The following is a 16335-nucleotide window of genomic DNA, read 5'->3' on the forward strand; positions in this document are numbered from 1 at the left end:
CCATGAGCCTGCATTCCAGCCCGTACACCGAGGATCTGCGCCTGGCGCATATGATCGCCGATTCGGTCGACGCCCAGACCATGCAGCATTTCAACGCCATGGACTTCGAGGTGGAGACTAAGCCGGACCTCACCCCGGTGACCGTGGCCGACCGAAGCGCGGAGGAACTGATTCGCTCCCAGCTCTCCCGAGCCCGCGGCCGCGATGCCATCTACGGCGAGGAGTTCGGCGAATCCGGTTCCGGTCCCCGTCGCTGGGTGCTCGATCCCATCGACGGAACGAAGAACTTCATCCGCGGGGTCCCGGTCTGGGCGACGCTTATCGCCCTGGTCGATCACGGTGAGCCCGTGATGGGTGTAGTCTCGGCCCCCGCCCTGGGTCGACGCTGGTGGGCTGCCAAGGACGGCGGAGCCTACACCGGTAAGTCTCTCTCCTCTGCCCGGCAGCTCAATGTCTCCAAGGTCTCCGCCCTGGAGGATGCCAGCTTCTCCTACTCCTCGATGGAGGGGTGGAAGGAGATCGGCCGCTTCGACCAGTTCCTGGGTCTGACCGAGACCGTCTGGCGCACCCGGGCCTATGGCGATTTCTGGTCCTACTGCATGGTCGCCGAAGGCGCAGTGGATCTCGCCGCCGAGCCGGAGCTGGAGCTCTACGATATGGCCGCCCTGGTGCCGATTGTCACCGAGGCCGGTGGGGAGTTCACCTCCCTGGATAATGACCCCGGCTGCTCCGGGGCCAATGCCCTAGCCAGCAATGGTCTGCTGCACGAGCCAGCATTATCTGCCTTGACCCCCGAGCTCAGCTCCTGAAGCCTCCGGCCTATTGGGTCATCGCCTCAGCCGGTGCTGCCAGGGTTCCTGCGCAGTCCGAGGTCTCTAAGAGATCCTCGATGAAGGCCTATTCCTCCGGGTTCGTATTCGACCGTGCAGCCATCTTCATCGATGGATATGGTCGCCGCGTCCAGATCCCGGGCCAGGATGTCATTGCGGGTATCGCAGCCGGTGCCGTCGGCGTCGTCGTAGGTTTCGATCCGTTCAAGTACATCGATGGCGAGCTCGTCCTGCGCCTGTGCTGGTGCGACTGTGGCACCGGATGCAAAGAGTCCCGCGGTCAGGGCTGCCAGCCCCGTCCTGAGCAGTTTCTTCATCCGTCCTCCTGGAGTATGTGGTGGCGGATCATCGCGCTCAGAGTTGATTGGAGGTCGGTGGTGTCGGTTTCGGGTGAGCCGCTCAGCAGCAGATGTTCGCTGGCCTCTCCGGGGTGGATGGTCACCGTGGCGCTGCGCTGGAGACAGCAGGACCCCGATGGTCCGCTCAGGGAGACTTCGATGCGGTACTGCTGCTGGTGTGAGGTCAGCAGGACCACGTGGTGGTCGCCATCGTGGTCAGTCTGATCCGTGGGGGTGGGTTGATCCTGGTGCACAGTGCGGTATTCGCGGCGCTCAAGCTCAGCGCCGGTGTCGAAGAGTGCATTGACACATGCCTGCTTGGCCGTACTCATCCGGTGGGGCTCCTCACAGTGTTTAGGACGCAGCTTCACGCTAACCACACTGTTACCCGCCACGCCAGGGCTTTGGCAGGACTGCCGGGCAATTTGAAGTTTAGGTTCACCTGAGACTAAGGTGTAGGCATGCCTAAATTTGCTAATGGGGCATGGTCAAAGGCGACCGCCCTCAGCACTGCAGCCTTCGCCGCTGCCGCCCTGACCTCCTGCGATACCGAGCAGGGCGCCAGCCCGGAAGCTACACCGCAGGTGGTGACCACCTTCTCCGTGCTGGCCGATATGACCGCCGAGATCGGTGGTGATCGCATCGAGGTCCAGTCCATCACCCCGGTCGGCGCAGAGGTGCATGAATACGATCCCGCTCCCGCTGATATCCAGGCGGTCACCGACGCCGATCTGGTCATCGAGAACGGTCTGAACCTGGAGGAATGGTTCGAACAGTTCATCGCCCACTCTGATGCCCCGGTGGTCACCGCCTCGGAGGGCATCGAGGTCCAAGAGGTCACCGGTCTGCCCAATCACCCCGATGGCGCCCAGGGCCTGCCCGAGGATCCGCACGGGTGGATCAGCCCCGTGCAGGCGATCACCTATATCGACAATATTGAGGCCGGTCTGGCCGAGCTCTCCCCTGAGGATGCCGAGTATTTCGCCGAGCGGGCCGATGAGTACCGGCAGCAGCTGACCGAACTGGCCGAGCAGGCCCAGGATCGGGCCGCTGAGCTGGATGCTGATTATCTCGTCACTTGTGAGGGCGCCTTCGGCTACCTCGCCCGGGATCTGGGGCTCTCCGAGCATTACCTCTGGCCGCTGAACGCTGAGAACGAGGGCACCCCGCAGCAGGTGGAGGCGCAGATCGACTTCGTTGAGGACAACGGGGTGGAAACCATCTTCTGTGAGTCCACAGTCAACGACGACGCCCAGGCCCAGGTGGCCGAATCCACCGGGGCCGAACTGGCCGGCCCACTCTATGTGGACTCCCTCACCGAGGACGGGGATGCCGATACCTATCTGCAGCTACTGGAGTACACCATCGACACTATTCTGAGCAGTCATGAGTAGAACCGATACTTCTGCGCAGGGACACCGGTCTGCCCCGGTACGGGTGCAGCGGCTGACCGCTGGCTATCCGGGGGTCATTGCCCTTCAGGAGGTCAGCCTGGAGCTGGGGGCCGGGCAGATCACCGCCCTGCTGGGGGCCAATGGTTCGGGGAAGTCCACTCTCTTCTCGGCCCTGCTGGGTCTTGCCCCGGTGGCCCAGGGCACGGTGAAGCTCTTCGGCCGGGAGCCGGTGGCAGCCCGTCGTCGTAATTTGGTCTCCTATGTCCCCCAGCATGAGCAGGTGGACACCACGTTTCCGATCACTGTGGATCAGGTAGTGGCCATGGGACGGTATCCGCATACTGGGTTCACCCGGCGGGCGAAGGCTACTGACCGGCAGGCGGTGGATGCGGCCCTGGATCAGGTGCAGCTGAGTGAGTTCCGCCGCCGTGGGATCGGTCAGCTCTCCGGGGGTCAGCGTAAACGCACGTTTCTGGCCAGGGCCTTGGCCCAGGGGGCTCCGCTGATGCTTTTGGATGAGCCGTTCGCCGGTGTGGACCGCGGCAGTGAGCAGGTAATCACCTCGGTGCTGCATGAACTGCGCGACGCCGGGACTACCGTATTGATTTCCACCCACCATCTGGAGGGGGTTGAGCAGTTGGCCGATCAGGTGATTCTACTGCACCGCAGGGTGCTTGCCGCCGGCGCCCCTGCTGAGGTGCTCACCGATGAGCAGTTGGCCCGAGCTTTTGGGGCGGCCCTGCAATGATCGATTTTCTGCTGACTCCCCTGGAGTATCCGTTTATGCAGAACGCCCTGGCGGTGGCGGTGATCTCGGCTGCGGTCTGCGGGATGCTCTCCTCCTGGTTGGTGCTCATGGGCTGGTCGCTGATGGGTGAGGCCGTGGCGCATTCCATCCTGCCCGGGGTGGTACTGGCCTTTGTGCTCGGTGTCCCCCTGGGTGCTGGGGCTTTTGTCTTCGGCATGCTGGCGGTGGCTCTGATCGGGCTGCTGGGTCAGACCACCGCTCTGAAACGCGACACCACCATCGGTGTAGTTTTCACCTCTCTGTTTGCCCTGGGGTTGGTGCTGATGTCCACGGTGACCACGCAGACGCATCTGCAGCACATCCTCTTCGGCAATGTGCTGGGCACTTCTCGGGCTGATCTGTATCAGGTGGCCGGATTGGCTGCGGTGACCGTGGCCGTACTGCTGATCAAGCGCAGGGATTTCACTCTGGTGGCCTTCGACCGGATCTATGCCCGGGCCATCGGACTGCCGGTGGGCGTGCTGACCACGGTGCTGCTGGTGCTGCTGGCCCTGACCACGATCACCGCCCTGCAGACCCTGGGCGTGATTCTGGTGGTGGCCATGCTGGTTATCCCCGGTGCCACAGGTTTCCTGGTGGCCCGCAGTTTCCCGGTCATGCTGGGCATCTCGGTCGCGGTCGGGATTCTGGCCGCGGTGATCGGGGTTTATGCCAGTTATTGGCTGAATATCTCCACTGGTGGGGCGATTGTGCTGGCTGCTGCTGGTCAGTTCGCCCTGGGGTATCTGTTACGCCTGCTGACCGGGCGTCGTCGTCCTCGGATCCGCCGCTCGGCGGTGCAGACCCTGGCAGAATAGAGCTATGCCACGTACCTCGGACCAGGGTCGCTCAACTCTCCCCACCAAAGGGGCCACCACCTCGGTGGAGGATTATGCGAAGACTATCTATGGTCTCGCGGAGTGGGAGGGCGCTGATGTGACAGCAAGCGCCCTGGCCCGGACTTTGGGGGTCTCCAACCCCTCGGTTTCGCTGATGGTGCGGAAGATGGCTGAGCAGGGCTTGGTGGAGCATCAGCCCTATGCCCCGGTGCGTCTGACTGAGGCGGGGCGCCGGTTGGCCCTGGCTATGGTTCGCCGCCACCGGCTGATCGAGACCTGGTTGGTCAAGGAACTGGGCTACGGCTGGGATGAGGTGCATGAGGAGGCCGAGCGTCTGGAGCATTCGGTCTCGGATACTTTCATTGAGCGGCTCGATGCCCGGTTGGGTCATCCCACCACTGATCCACATGGGGATCCGATTCCGGCTGCTGATCTCTCCCTGAACTACCCGGAGACCACACTGCTGTGCCGGGTGCCCGCCGAGGCGGAGGTCCGCGTGGAGCAGGTGGATGATTCCGTGCCGGAGGCGCTGCGGGCCCTGGCCGAGCAGCAGGTGCCCATCGGCGCCCAGGTGACCGTGGTCTCCTCGACCCGTGGTGATGTGGTTGTCAGCGCCAGCGGAGGCTCCCCTGTGCCCTTGGATCACGATGTGGCCCACGCCGTGCGGGTCAGCGTGTCTGCTCAGTAGGCCCCGGACGTCTATTCTGTAGCCTGTGCCGAGATCTCGTATTGCTCTGATCGCCTGGGTGGCGGCTGCTGGTGCCGTGGGGGCGGTGCTGCGTCTGCTGATGGTGGAGCTCTCTGATGAAGTCTTCATGAAATTCCCGTGGATGACCCTGGCCATCAACCTGTTGGGATCCGGTGCTTTGGGGCTTTTGGTGGGGGTTTCCCATGCGTGGTCTCGGCTGCCGAAGTGGACGATTCCAGTGTTGGGAACGGGTCTTTTGGGCTCGTTCACCACTTTCTCGACGGTGGTGCTGGCTGTGGTGCTGGCCCAGGACCGGGAACTGTTCACCCTGACCTCAGCTGATGAAGTGATTCCGCCTGGGCTTTTCGAAATGGTGGCTTATCTGTTGATCTCGGTGATCTTCTGTACCGCCGCAGCAGCTGCTGGGATGACCATAGGCCGGGCAATCTTCGGCTGCACGGGAATGCAGTGTAAGCACGGGGGTGATGGCCCGTGACCTTGGATGTGAGCCTGGGACTGGTTTTGGCGGTGGCCCTTGGTGGGGCCGCCGGTGCGGTCTGCCGATACCTGCTGGAGAGCCTCTGGCGGGCCGGGATTCTGATCGCCAATACTCTGGGCTGTCTGCTGCTGGGCCTGATGATCGGTATCGCTGCGGTGGCCACCCCCTGGGATGCCGGGGTCTCCGCCCTGGTGAGCGTGGGGTTCATCGGGGCGTTGAGCACTTTCTCGGCAGTCTCACTCAGGGCTGCTCAGCATTGGCTGGCCGGGGAACGAACCGTTGCTGCGGGACTGTGGCTGGTACATACCGGGGCGGGCCTCGGCGCGGGAATATTGGGCATTGCTGCGGCCTTGTTACTGATATAAACTAGAGAGTCCGCCATTTGGCGGTGTTGTTTGATAACTACACACGGGGCCGATCGGTTTCGACGATCTGTCGTGATCATGGGGAAGCGAGCCGTGGACGCCAAGTGACCACGTTAAAACCCCTTGCGCAACCCAATAAGTGCCGAATCTAAGCGCACTGACTTCGCCCTCGCTGCCTAATCCAGCGACCGCGAGTCTGTCAGCCTGAGTTTGCTATCGACTCAGAGTCTGGCATCAGCTAGATAGCCACTGGAGAGACTCCCTCGCCGCAGGGGAGGCTCTCGACAATTTATGCGGCTGGGTCTGTCAGGCGCTTGTCTGCATGACGCCTGGGACCGAGCAACACTGCTTAGCAGACTGCGCTCGGAGAAGCCCATGTGACTACAGATCGGACGCGGGTTCAATTCCCGCCGGCTCCACTTGTGACGAAAGGCGTCGCCCATCCGGGCGGTGCCTTTCTTAGTTCCAGGGCTGTGTCAGCCTGGGGCGCCTCCAGTTTCCAGGTAGGTCTTCAGCCTTGAGAGGATCATGACCCAGCCTCCACTGACGGACTTCAGCATCTGATCAAGGGCGAATGTGCTCGTTGGGCTCACGTCTAGTCAGCTGGCTTGCTGGCCAAGAAGGGGTTTCTTGATTCAACGGCACCCAGAATCCCCTCCCATTGCTCCCCATGGAACCCCAGCAAAATTGCACAACCCCATGACAGAAAGCCTGTATATGAATTTCTGTGAATGCTAGCCAGGGCCTACATCCAGCGGGTATATTGAAATTACAAAATACTTCTGGCTAGGAGGATCAATGGGCATCATCGGATGGATTGTTCTGGGCCTTATCGCCGGAGCGATCGCACGCGCTATTCTCTCCGGCTCCCAACCCGGCGGCTGGATCACAACACTTATCACCGGAGTTCTCGGAGCGATGCTCGGCGGCTGGATAGCTTCAGCCATCTTTGGCGTAAACGTCAATGAATCATTCTTCGACCTGGGCACGTGGCTTTTCGCCATCCTCGGCGGTCTCATCGTCGCATTCATCTGGCGAGCCATCTCGAGCAAGAGTAAAGCCTAAGAATTCCAAAACCCGGCTAGCGGCGAAATGATCAGCGCCGTAGCTGAACCTGCCCCATGCCATTGAACACCCCCTGGAGGGCGCGACCAGTCATCAGCCCCCGAATAGCTGTCCCTGCGGCTGAGCAGATCAAAACTCCTCGACGCCGAGAGATGCTCCTCCTTCGATTCCTGGATGCAGGGGCAATCATCTGGTACTGGAGAGCACCGGCCCCGGATTCGATACCTCCACGCCAATCGGCCAGGCGTATTTTCAGCTCGCCATGTGCACGAAGGAGCGTGGTTGGGAGGAGCTGGAGCCCGCCTTCATGGTTGCCCCACTGCAGGTCATGGACGCTACGACTGGGTCTAGTGCGGCGCATCAGACTTATGCCACCTCTTACAGGTTTGTATACATTCGTGAAACACTGATGTGGTTGGATGACGCCGGAATGACCTCCAGGAAAGGACACCACACTGATGAGCTTCACCAAGGCCCCAGATCTGGCCACCCGCCCCACCCTGCGTGGACACTACGGTATGGCCGCCTCCACCCACTGGCTGGCCACTGCTGCAGCTCAATCAGTCCTCGAACGCGGCGGCAACGCCTTTGACGCAGCAGCCGCCGGCGGCTTTGTCCTGCATATCGTTGAACCCCACCTCAACGGTCCCGGTGGAGATATGCCCGCCATCTTCGCCACCGCCGAAGATCCCCAGCCTCGTGTCCTGATGGGCCAGGGCCCCGCCCCCGCCAAAGCCAGCACTGAGTACTACCAGTCCCTGGGTATGGACAGTGTCCCGGGCGCCGGCGGACTGGCCGCTGCCGTGCCTGCAGCCACTGAAGCCTGGCTGGCTCTAGTCCGCGACCATGGTGTCCTCCCCCTGTCTGAGGTTCTGGAATACGCCATCAGTTACGCCGAGGAAGGCCACGCAGTCCTCCCCCGCGTAGTCCAGACTCTGCCCGGGCTCAAGGAACTCTTCGAAGAGCACTGGCCCACCTCCGCCAATCACTGGCTTCCCGGCGGCGAGGCACCCAAACCCTGGCAGGTCATCACCAACCCCGCCTATGGCGCACTGCTGCGCGAAATGGCCGAAGCCCCCGGAGACTCCCGCGAAGACCAGATCGAGGCTGCCCGCAAGATCTGGAAGCAGAAGCTGGGTGCGGCGGTGGAGAAGAACCTCGAGACTCCGCACCGCCACGCCGACGGCAAGGACTACGCCCCAGTGATCACCGCCGCGGATATCGATGAGTTCACCCCCTCCTATGAGGAGGCCGCGACCATCACCTTCCGCGGCTACACCATTGCCAAAACCGGCCCCTGGGGCCAGGGTCCGGCCCTGCTGCAGGCGCTGAAGATCCTCGAAGGCTACGAGGACCACCAGCTGGACCCCAGCACCGAAGAGGGCGTCCACCTCATCAGCGAGGCCATCAAATTGGCCTTCGCCGACCGGGACACCTACTACGGCGACACCGAGGTCAATCTCGAATACCTGCTCTCTGAGGAGTACGCCGCTACCCGGCGAGCGCTGATCACTGAGAAGGCCTCCACTGAGTTCCGCCCCGGTGATCTCCCCGGAGTGGATAAGATCCTGCCCCCACTTCAGGAGGGCTCCCCCTCCCCCGGCACCGCCCCGGCCGGCACTGGCGAGCCCACTGTGGCCAAGACCGGCGAGACTAAGGGCGATACCTGTCATATCGACATCGTCGACGCCGCCGGCAATATCATCTCTGCGACTCCCTCCGGCGGTTGGCTGCAGTCCTCCCCGCATCTGCCCGAGGTGGGCTTCCCCCTGGGCACCCGCCTGCAGATGAACCTCCTGGAGCCCGGCCACCCGGCCACACTGGCGCCCGGGAAACGGCCCCGGACCACCCTGACCCCCACTCTGGTGCTCAAGGACGGCAAGCCGATCATCGCCCTGGGAACCCCCGGTGGTGATCAGCAGGAACAGTGGCAGCTGCCGATGCTGCTGCGGGTGCTCATCGGCGGATACACCCTGCAGGAGGCCATTGATGCCCCGAACTTCCACACCACATCCATCCTGGGCTCCTTCTACCCACGCACCATCGAACCCGGCGGTCTCGTCGTCGAGGATCGCCTGGGTGATGAGGTGATCTCCGGACTGGAGGCACGCGGCCATAAGGTCAAGCGCGCCGGTGACTGGGCCCTGGGCCGACTCTCGGCCGTCTCCCGCGATCCAGAGACCGGGCAGCTGCACGCCGGGGCCAACCCCCGCGGCGACCAGGGCTACGCCGCCGGACGCTGAGGCTTCACCCACGCATGTCTGGTGTTCACGTGGCCCGGGTGGCTGCTCGCATTCGGGCCGACATCATCTCCGGGGGCTTGGAACCGGGCGCCCGGCTGACCGAGAAGCTTCTGGCCGAACGCTATGAGGTCTCCCGGGTGCCTATCCGGGAGGCCCTGCGGATCCTCTCTGCCGAGGGACTGGTCACCATCCGCCCCTATGCGGGGGCTTCAGTGGCAGACCGGCCCGACGACGACGCCGCCGATCTCTTTGCGATTCGAATCGAATTGGAAGCTGCTACTGCTCGGCGGGCCGGGGAACGCTGCGCGGCACAGACCGGAGAACGCTCCGCTGAGATCAGTGAACTGCTGGTCGAACTGGAGCGAATCCTCGCCGAGGGCGATCAGACCCTGAAGGCCGGGGACCTCATCAAGCTGGCACCGCTGAACTCCCAGTTCCATCAGCGCATCGCTGAGCTCTCCGGCAGCCAGTCACTGGTCTCCCTGTTGGATCAGATCTCTGGACGGATCGAATGGCTCTACGCGGTCAATGTGACAAAACGCGGCGGTGAGGCCTGGGCCGAACACCATCTGATCCTCGATGCGGTCCGTCAGGGCCAGGCGCAGCGAGCTGAAGAGCTTATGCGCCATCATGTAGCCGGCTCACGGGATTCCTACTTCAAATACGCCCGCCCCAGCAGCTGAACACAGCCTTTGCGCCACCACATAATTCCCTCTCAACTTACGAAAACCTGAGATTTTCATTGAAGGGGGCTCAGCACCCTGGATAGGTTCGATTCAGACGCCGTGGTCATCTTGGGTATGACCTCAGCGTCGATGAACCCGTCCCCAAGAGCTAAGGATGCCCCTTGAAACGGATCAAACGCACACTGAGTCTCACCGGTGTTCTCACACTGGGTGCAGCAGGTCTGACCGCTGCCCCGGCCGGCGCGAGCTCCCCTGAAACCGAAACCTTCGACGAGGCGGAGAAGACCGCAGCCGAGGAGTATTGGACCGAAGAGCGCATGGCCAATGCCCAGCCGGCTGACGTTGAGGTGGATGAGGCTGAGCACCGTTCTCTGGTAGACAATGCCGAGGAGGTCGCCCGAGGCACCGAGCGCCTGGTCCAGCCCACCCTGAGCGCCCCGGACCCTCAGGAGTCCCCACACGTGGGCAAAGTCTTCTTCAGCACCCCGGAGGGTGATTTTGTCTGCTCCGGCAATCTGGTGGCCTCGGAGAATCAGTCCACAGTCGCCACCGCCGGACACTGCCTGCACGACGGCGCCCCCGGAGCGGAGTTCGCAGACAACTATGTTTTTGCCCCTGCCTACGATGAGGGCGAATCCGAATACGGCCTGTGGGCCGCTGAAGAGCTGGTGGCCACTGAGGAGTGGATCGCCGCCGGTGATATGAGCTATGACGTCGGCTTCGCTGTCATTGAGGAACAGGAAGGCCTCACCCTGGAAGAGGCAGTGGGCGGGGCCTCCCCCATCGCCTTCAACCAGGACTCCAGCCAGTACTACACTGCCTATGGCTACCCGGCGGCTGCCCCCTATGACGGGGAGACCCTGGAGACCTGCTCCGGCTACGCACAGGACAGTCCCTTGACCCCCTCAACCTTCGGCATCCCCTGCTCGATGACCGGTGGATCCTCCGGAGGACCCTGGTTCATGGGCAGTGGTCCCACCGGCGCCCAGGCCTCGGTGAACTCCTATAAGTACGTGTTCAATCCGCTGTGGATGTATGGGCCCTACTTCGGCGAATCCGCTGAGGCTGCCTACGACCTGGCTGCCGGATACTAAAGCCCCTCGGCTTATTCCGGGGTAGTCTCAGGCTGCCAGTGACTGCCCCGGAATGGCTTCCAGCAAGTCCTGGGTGTAGGGCTGCTGGGGGTTGAGGAAGACCTCATCCACCGTGCCGTGTTCGACCAGTTTGCCCTTCTGCATCACCAGAGCGTGGTGGGCCAACTCCCGGGCCACGGCCAGGTCATGGGTGATGAACAGATAGGACAGCCCCAATCGGTTCTGCAGGTCAACCAGTAGCTCAAGGATCTGATCCTGGACCAGCACATCCAATGCTGAGACCGCCTCATCGGCGATGATCAGTTCGGGCTCCAGGGCCAGGGCACGTGCGATGGCCACACGCTGACGCTGACCACCGGAGAGCTCACCTGGGCGCTTCTGTGCCGCAGACAGCGGCAGGGCCACATGATCCAGCAGCTCGGCGACCCGGTCCCGGCGCTGCTGTTTATTGCCGATGCCGAATATCCGCAGCGGTTCATCGATCAGCCGTTCCAGACTGTGGGTGGGATCCAGTGATCCATAGGGGTCCTGGAACACCGGCTGCATACGCCGTCGCAGGATCTTCCGATGAGCGCGCTGGTTAATGTCCATCCCATCGATCAGGGTGGTACCGGAGGTCGGCTTCTCCAGGCCCAGCACGATCTTGGCCACAGTCGACTTCCCCGAACCTGACTCCCCCACCACCGCCGTGGTGGTCCCGCGCGGTATGGAGAAGCTGACATCGTCAACGGCTCGGAGGATTCCGCCCCCGGTCCCGCGCAGCCGGTACTCCTTGACCAGGTTCTCAACTACGAGGATCGCATCCTCAGTGGGCTGACCCTCCTGGGACTCCGTGACCGTCCCGGCCTGGGACAGGGCCTTAGCTGAGGAGAGCGTGGGGGCCGCATCAATGAGCTTGCGGGTGTATTCGTGCTGGGGGTCGGTCAGGATCTGCTGCGGATCACCCTGCTCAACGATCTGCCCATTGAGCATCACAATCACCCGGTCACAGCGGTCAGCGGCGACCCCAAGGTCATGAGTGATGAACAGCAGCGAGGTACCGCGTTCATCCACCAGGGACTGGATATGGTCCAGGATGACTCGCTGAACGGTCACATCCAGGGCTGAGGTCGGCTCATCAGCGATGATCAGCTGCGGTTCCCTGGCTAGGGCGATGGCGATGAGGATTCGCTGGCGCATCCCTCCGGAGAACTCGTGGGGGAACTGCCCGGCTCGGCGCCTCGCCTCCGGGATACCAGCCTCGGTCATCAGCTCCACCACGCGGTTGTTGATCGCCTGCTTATCCCTCATCCCGTGGGCGCGCAGGGCATCTGCTACCTGTGCCCCGACTTTCATGGAGGGGTTCAGATTCGTGGAGGGGTCCTGTGGCACCAGTCCGATCCGGTTGCCGCGGATACGGCGCATCCCGGATTCGGGCAGTTCGGTGAGCTCCTCGAAGGCCGCCTCGCCGCGAGGATTGCCGGCGTCGTCGGTGCTTCCGGTGTCCAACCGGATGGAGCCGTCGGTGACCCGCCCGCTGCCGGCCAGCAGACCCAGGACTGCGGCGATGACAGTGGATTTCCCGGATCCGGACTGCCCGACTATCGCCACCCGCTCACCGGCCTGGACCTGGAGGTCGACCCCGTGCAGCACCTGTGTCTGACCGAAGCTGACATGCAGATTCTGCACATCCAGTAGGAGTTCCCCGCTGTGGGTGGGGTTCTGAGTCTCGGAGGTCATAGTGCTCATTTCTTCGCGCTTGCGGGGTCGAGGGCATCACGGAGGGCATCGCCGAAGAGGTTGAAGCCCAAGCAGATGATGGCAATGGCCACACCGGGGAAGATTGCGGCGGTGGGGCTGCGCCCGATGTACTGCTGGGCGTCGGCGAGCATAATCCCCAACGAGGGGGTGGGTGGCTGCACGCCGATCCCCAGGAAGCTGAGCATGGCCTCTCCGATCACCGCCACCGGCATGATGACCGTGGCCTGAACGATGATCGCCGAGGTGCAGTTGGGCAGCACATGCTGCAGCATGATGCGCGGTCCGGAGGCGTTCATCGCCACCGCACCGGTGACGAAGTCGGTGGATTTGATCCGCAGCGTCTCGCCCCTGACCACGCGGATCATTGTGGGCACCTGGGCGATCCCCAAGGCGATGACCACATTGGTCAGTGAGGGTCCGTTGATCGCGGCCAGGCCGACAGCGATGATCAGGAAGGGAAAGGCCAGCATGAGATCGGTCAGCCGGGAGATGATCCCGTCCAACCAGTTCCAGAAACCGGCCAGCAGTCCCAGAGGAACACCGACGACGACAGCCAAGGCCACTGACAGCAGCCCCACCTGCAGGGAGACCTGGATTCCGTAGAGCATCCGGGAGAGGATGTCGCGGCCGAGATCATCGGTGCCGAAGAGGAATCCGACGGTCAGCGGCTGCTGAAACGGTGCTTCGAAATGCACCTGGGTCGGCGAGTGCGGGGCGAGGACCGGGGCCAGCAGCGCCAATGCGGCCATGGTCACCAGCATGCCCAATCCCAGCATGCCAAGGGGTGCCGAGCGCAGGGATCGGAGGACCTTTCCGCGGTTCGAACCCAGTTCATGTGAAGATTCGACGACGGTCATGAGGATGCTCCTACTCGGATCTTGGGGTTGATGACGGAGTAGAGGATGTCCACCACCAGGTTGATCAGCACATATCCGAAGGTCACGATGATCACTGCGGCCTGGATGACCGGGTAGTCACGGGTGAAGACTGCATCGAGGGTCAGTCGGCCGAAGCCCGGCAGCCCGAAGATCTGCTCGGTGATGACTGCCCCGGAGATGAGACCGCCCAGCTGCAGGCCCACGATGGTCACCACCACGATCAGGGAGTTGCGCAGTCCGTAGCGCAGCAGGATCCGGCTTGGCGGAAGGCCCTTAGCCCGGGCGGTGCGCACGTAGTCGGTCTGCATGGTCTCCAACATGGAGGCTCTGGTCTGGCGCATGATCACCGCCATGATGGAGGCGCCCAGGATGAACGCCGGCATCGTGAGGTGATAGATCGAGCGCAGCGGATCGGAGCTGAATTCCACATAACCGGAGGCGGGGAAGATCCCCAGCCCGACTGCCAGCCAGAGGATGGCCAGGATACCGAGCCAGAAGTTCGGCACCGAGAGCCCGATCAGAGCTGCGAAATTGGCCATCCACTCCGGCCAGCGGCCTTTGCGCCGCTCGGCCAGAACACCCAGGCCGATGCCGATGATCACTGCGATGAGGATCGCGTAGACCGAAAGGAACAGGGTCACCGGCAGAGTGTCGGCGATCATGGCGCTGACCTCGGTGCCGTACCGGGTGGAGCGGCCCAGGTCCCCGGTGAGGATCTGTCCCATGTAGTTGAGGTACTGCACCGGCAGGGACTGGTCCAGGCCCAGCTCGGCCCTGATCTGAGCCAGCTGTTCGGGTGAGGCCTCCTCACCCGCCATCGCCAGGGCGGGATCTCCGGGTAGGGCTCGGATGCCCACGAAGATGACGATGGAGGCCAGGATCAGGGTGACCGCTGACTGCCAGAGGCGGGTGAGGAGGAAACGTCCCATGGGGTGGGTCAGTCCTCATCCAGGAAGGCAGCGTGGGAGACTCGCAGCACGCCATCGGGGTACTGCTCGATCCCTGCGACCTCGTTGACCATACCGGTCAGGTTCCGGATGCGATGGGTGTAGATGATCGGCACATCCTCATGGATGGTCTCGACGACCTCACCGTACATCTGGGCCCGTTCCTGCTCGTCAATGACAGTGGTGGCCTCATTGAGCAGTTCATCTACTTGCTCGTCGGAGTAGTTGGAGTAGTTGTTGCCTCCCCCGGTGGAGAGGAAGTTGAACGTATTGCCGTGGGGGTCCACGCGTCCGGACCAACCGATCTGGATAGCTTCGAAGTCACCCTCGTTCTGGGACTCCAGCAGGGCTGCGTTCTCCAGGGGGTTGATCGAGATGCTGAATCCGGCCTCTTCGACCTGTGCCTGAATCGCTTGCGCCAGTCGTTGCGCCTCGGGGTTGTTACCCACATTGAGGGTGATCTCTACCGGGGTTTCCACACCAGCATCCTCCAGCAGTTGCTGCGCACCTTCGGGGTCGTATTCGGGGCAGGCCTCGGAAGCATCGGTACTGAAGGGTGTATCAGGGCTGATCGGTGAGCAGGCGGGGTCGAACCAGCCATCGAACACAGAGTCCACCAGCGCTTGACGGTTGATAGCCATGGACAGGGCCTGGCGCACCTCAGTGTGCTGGGCGAGTTCAGTGTCCTGCTCAACTGGGTCAGTTCCGGCGCCGTCCTCATTGGCCAGGTTCAGGGTGATGCCCTGGTAGCCGTAGGAAGGCACCCGCAGCATGGTGAGGTTCTCGGATTCCACCAGTTCGTCCATATCCAGCGGTGAGAGGGAGTCTGCCACGTGGATATCGCCGGAGTTCAGATTGGCCTCGGCGATGGAGGAGTCGGTGATGAACCGGTATTCAATGGAGTCCAGGTGGATCTCATCGGCGTCGTAATAGTTGGGATCGGCCTCGTACTGCACAGCGTTCTGGGTGCGCTCGACGAAGCGGAAGGGGCCCACACAAGAGGGGTCATCGGCGAAGTTCTCACCGAGCTCCTCCAAGCGGTCAGGGGACATGATCATCCCGGCCCGGTCAGCCAGGATGGAATCGATGGGGGCGAAGGGTTCGGAGAAGGTCAGTTCCACGGTTTCCTCGTCGACCGCGGTGATCTCCTCCAGGGGGCCCAGCTCGGAGGTTCGGGAAGAGCCGGCGAGGTTGAGGTGGCGGTCGATGGAGGTGGCCACGGCCTCGGCGTCGAATTCTGTGCCGTCTGAGAACTGAATGCCGGTGCGCACCGGGATGGTGACGGTCAGCTCGTCCTCGGAGACCTCAGGGAGGTCGGTAGCTAATACGGGGTAGACCTCTCCGGCCTCGTCGATATCGTAGAGCTTCTCGCAGATGGGCTGGACAAGGTGGCGCATATGCAGCGAGGAGGACAGGGTGGGGTCCAGGAGATCCGGCTCAGCGGAGAGGCCGACGATCAGGTGGCCACCGTCCTGGGTGGCGCGCCCGTCGATGGGATGGGAGGTCACAGTTTCGCGATCCTCCTGGCTGGCTTCGCCATTGCCATTGCCGCTGTCCTGACCGGTCTGCACATCCTGACAGGCGGTGAGCAGAAACGCGGCTGTGGCGCTAGCTGCAGTGAACTTCAGAATTCTGGGGTATTTGACTTCTTTTGTCATTGCTCCCTCTTCTCCGGTTTGGGGTGGAGTGTGAACTAGGTTACCCGTTTGAACCAATTGTTGTATACAATCCATTACAGGCATGTTAACGTGGTTCATCACCCGTTCACAGAGCACTCTTGGGCCCAGGACCCCTGTTGACCTCACCCGGCCCACGCGTACCGAATTCTCACCATTCGTTGAGGTAACACCTGGCTGACCTGGAGTTTCAGGTGTTTAGGGGCTATTCACCGTTGAGCGTGGAGCCCTTGTTGGTGGGGGATCCTGCGGCGTCGGCGTGTCTG

17 protein-coding genes and 1 other RNA gene are annotated in these 16335 nt (G+C 62.6%); 12 read left to right on the forward strand and 6 right to left on the reverse strand.

Annotated elements, in window-relative coordinates; all coding sequences use genetic code 11:
* Window positions 1-2 precede the first annotated feature (2 nt).
* The gene (hisN, locus tag HGQ17_RS09875; RefSeq protein ID WP_168887775.1) at window positions 3-809 is read left to right on the forward strand and encodes a histidinol-phosphatase; all 807 of its coding nucleotides are present in this window, start codon (window positions 3-5) and stop codon (window positions 807-809) included.
* A 26-nt stretch (window positions 810-835) separates the two neighbouring features.
* Here the strand turns inward: hisN and HGQ17_RS09880 are convergent, their stop codons facing one another.
* Entirely contained in the window at window positions 836-1147 is a 312-nt protein-coding gene (locus HGQ17_RS09880; protein WP_168887776.1) for a hypothetical protein, read from the reverse strand.
* Entirely contained in the window at window positions 1144-1500 is a 357-nt protein-coding gene (locus HGQ17_RS09885) for a hypothetical protein (protein WP_168887777.1), read from the reverse strand. Before HGQ17_RS09885 ends, HGQ17_RS09880 begins: the two co-directional genes overlap by 4 nt.
* A gap of 129 nt (window positions 1501-1629) precedes the next feature.
* Here HGQ17_RS09885 and HGQ17_RS09890 point away from each other — a divergent pair, with 129 nt between their 5' ends.
* The 11 genes from HGQ17_RS09890 (at window position 1630) to HGQ17_RS09940 (ending at window position 10828) form a co-directional block, all read left to right on the forward strand.
* A complete protein-coding gene (locus HGQ17_RS09890; RefSeq protein WP_168887778.1) occupies window positions 1630-2562 on the forward strand; it encodes a metal ABC transporter solute-binding protein, Zn/Mn family in 933 nt (310 codons plus the stop codon).
* On the forward strand, window positions 2555-3310 hold the full coding sequence (locus HGQ17_RS09895; protein ID WP_168887779.1) for a metal ABC transporter ATP-binding protein: 756 nt from the start codon (window positions 2555-2557) through the stop codon (window positions 3308-3310). The genes HGQ17_RS09890 and HGQ17_RS09895 overlap by 8 nt, the downstream gene beginning before the upstream one ends.
* Window positions 3307-4167 (forward strand): metal ABC transporter permease, encoded by an 861-nt coding sequence (locus HGQ17_RS09900; protein ID WP_168887780.1) that lies wholly within the window; start codon window positions 3307-3309, stop codon window positions 4165-4167. Before HGQ17_RS09895 ends, HGQ17_RS09900 begins: the two co-directional genes overlap by 4 nt.
* A 4-nt stretch (window positions 4168-4171) precedes the next feature.
* A complete protein-coding gene (locus tag HGQ17_RS09905; protein WP_168887781.1) occupies window positions 4172-4876 on the forward strand; it encodes a metal-dependent transcriptional regulator in 705 nt (234 codons plus the stop codon).
* A gap of 25 nt (window positions 4877-4901) precedes the next feature.
* Complete coding sequence (locus HGQ17_RS09910; protein ID WP_168887782.1) at window positions 4902-5372, forward strand: fluoride efflux transporter FluC; 471 nt, start codon at window positions 4902-4904, stop codon at window positions 5370-5372.
* Window positions 5369-5740 carry a fluoride efflux transporter FluC gene (locus HGQ17_RS09915; RefSeq protein WP_211090580.1) on the forward strand — a complete coding sequence of 124 codons (372 nt, stop codon included), beginning with the start codon at window positions 5369-5371 and terminating at the stop codon, window positions 5738-5740. The genes HGQ17_RS09910 and HGQ17_RS09915 overlap by 4 nt, the downstream gene beginning before the upstream one ends.
* Before the next feature lie 45 nt (window positions 5741-5785).
* Window positions 5786-6162: a transfer-messenger RNA gene (gene ssrA / locus HGQ17_RS09920) on the forward strand.
* Between the two features lie 376 nt (window positions 6163-6538).
* The gene (locus HGQ17_RS09925) at window positions 6539-6805 is read left to right on the forward strand and encodes a GlsB/YeaQ/YmgE family stress response membrane protein (RefSeq protein WP_168887783.1); all 267 of its coding nucleotides are present in this window, start codon (window positions 6539-6541) and stop codon (window positions 6803-6805) included.
* Window positions 6806-7263: 458 nt separating this feature from the next.
* A complete protein-coding gene (locus tag HGQ17_RS09930) occupies window positions 7264-9048 on the forward strand; it encodes a gamma-glutamyltransferase family protein (RefSeq protein WP_168887784.1) in 1785 nt (594 codons plus the stop codon).
* 14 nt (window positions 9049-9062) lie between these two features.
* Window positions 9063-9731, forward strand: coding sequence for a GntR family transcriptional regulator (locus HGQ17_RS09935; protein WP_168887785.1), 669 nt, complete (start codon window positions 9063-9065; stop codon window positions 9729-9731).
* A 164-nt stretch (window positions 9732-9895) separates the two neighbouring features.
* Entirely contained in the window at window positions 9896-10828 is a 933-nt protein-coding gene (locus HGQ17_RS09940; protein WP_168887786.1) for a trypsin-like serine peptidase, read from the forward strand.
* Between the two features lie 27 nt (window positions 10829-10855).
* Here the strand turns inward: HGQ17_RS09940 and HGQ17_RS09945 are convergent, their stop codons facing one another.
* Genes HGQ17_RS09945 through HGQ17_RS09960 form a run of 4 tightly spaced genes read right to left on the reverse strand, consistent with a single transcriptional unit; the run spans window position 10856 to window position 16051 of the window.
* Entirely contained in the window at window positions 10856-12547 is a 1692-nt protein-coding gene (locus HGQ17_RS09945; RefSeq protein ID WP_168887787.1) for a dipeptide ABC transporter ATP-binding protein, read from the reverse strand.
* A gap of 5 nt (window positions 12548-12552) precedes the next feature.
* Window positions 12553-13425, reverse strand: coding sequence for an ABC transporter permease (locus tag HGQ17_RS09950; protein ID WP_168887788.1), 873 nt, complete (start codon window positions 13423-13425; stop codon window positions 12553-12555).
* Complete coding sequence (locus HGQ17_RS09955) at window positions 13422-14375, reverse strand: ABC transporter permease (RefSeq protein WP_168887789.1); 954 nt, start codon at window positions 14373-14375, stop codon at window positions 13422-13424. Before HGQ17_RS09955 ends, HGQ17_RS09950 begins: the two co-directional genes overlap by 4 nt.
* An 8-nt stretch (window positions 14376-14383) precedes the next feature.
* Window positions 14384-16051: an ABC transporter substrate-binding protein gene (locus HGQ17_RS09960; RefSeq protein WP_168887790.1), complete on the reverse strand. Its 1668-nt coding sequence runs from the start codon at window positions 16049-16051 to the stop codon at window positions 14384-14386.
* Window positions 16052-16335 lie beyond the last annotated feature (284 nt).

The sequence above is a fragment of the Nesterenkonia sedimenti genome (assembly GCF_012641515.1).
Lineage (GTDB): Bacteria > Actinomycetota > Actinomycetes > Actinomycetales > Micrococcaceae > Nesterenkonia > Nesterenkonia sedimenti.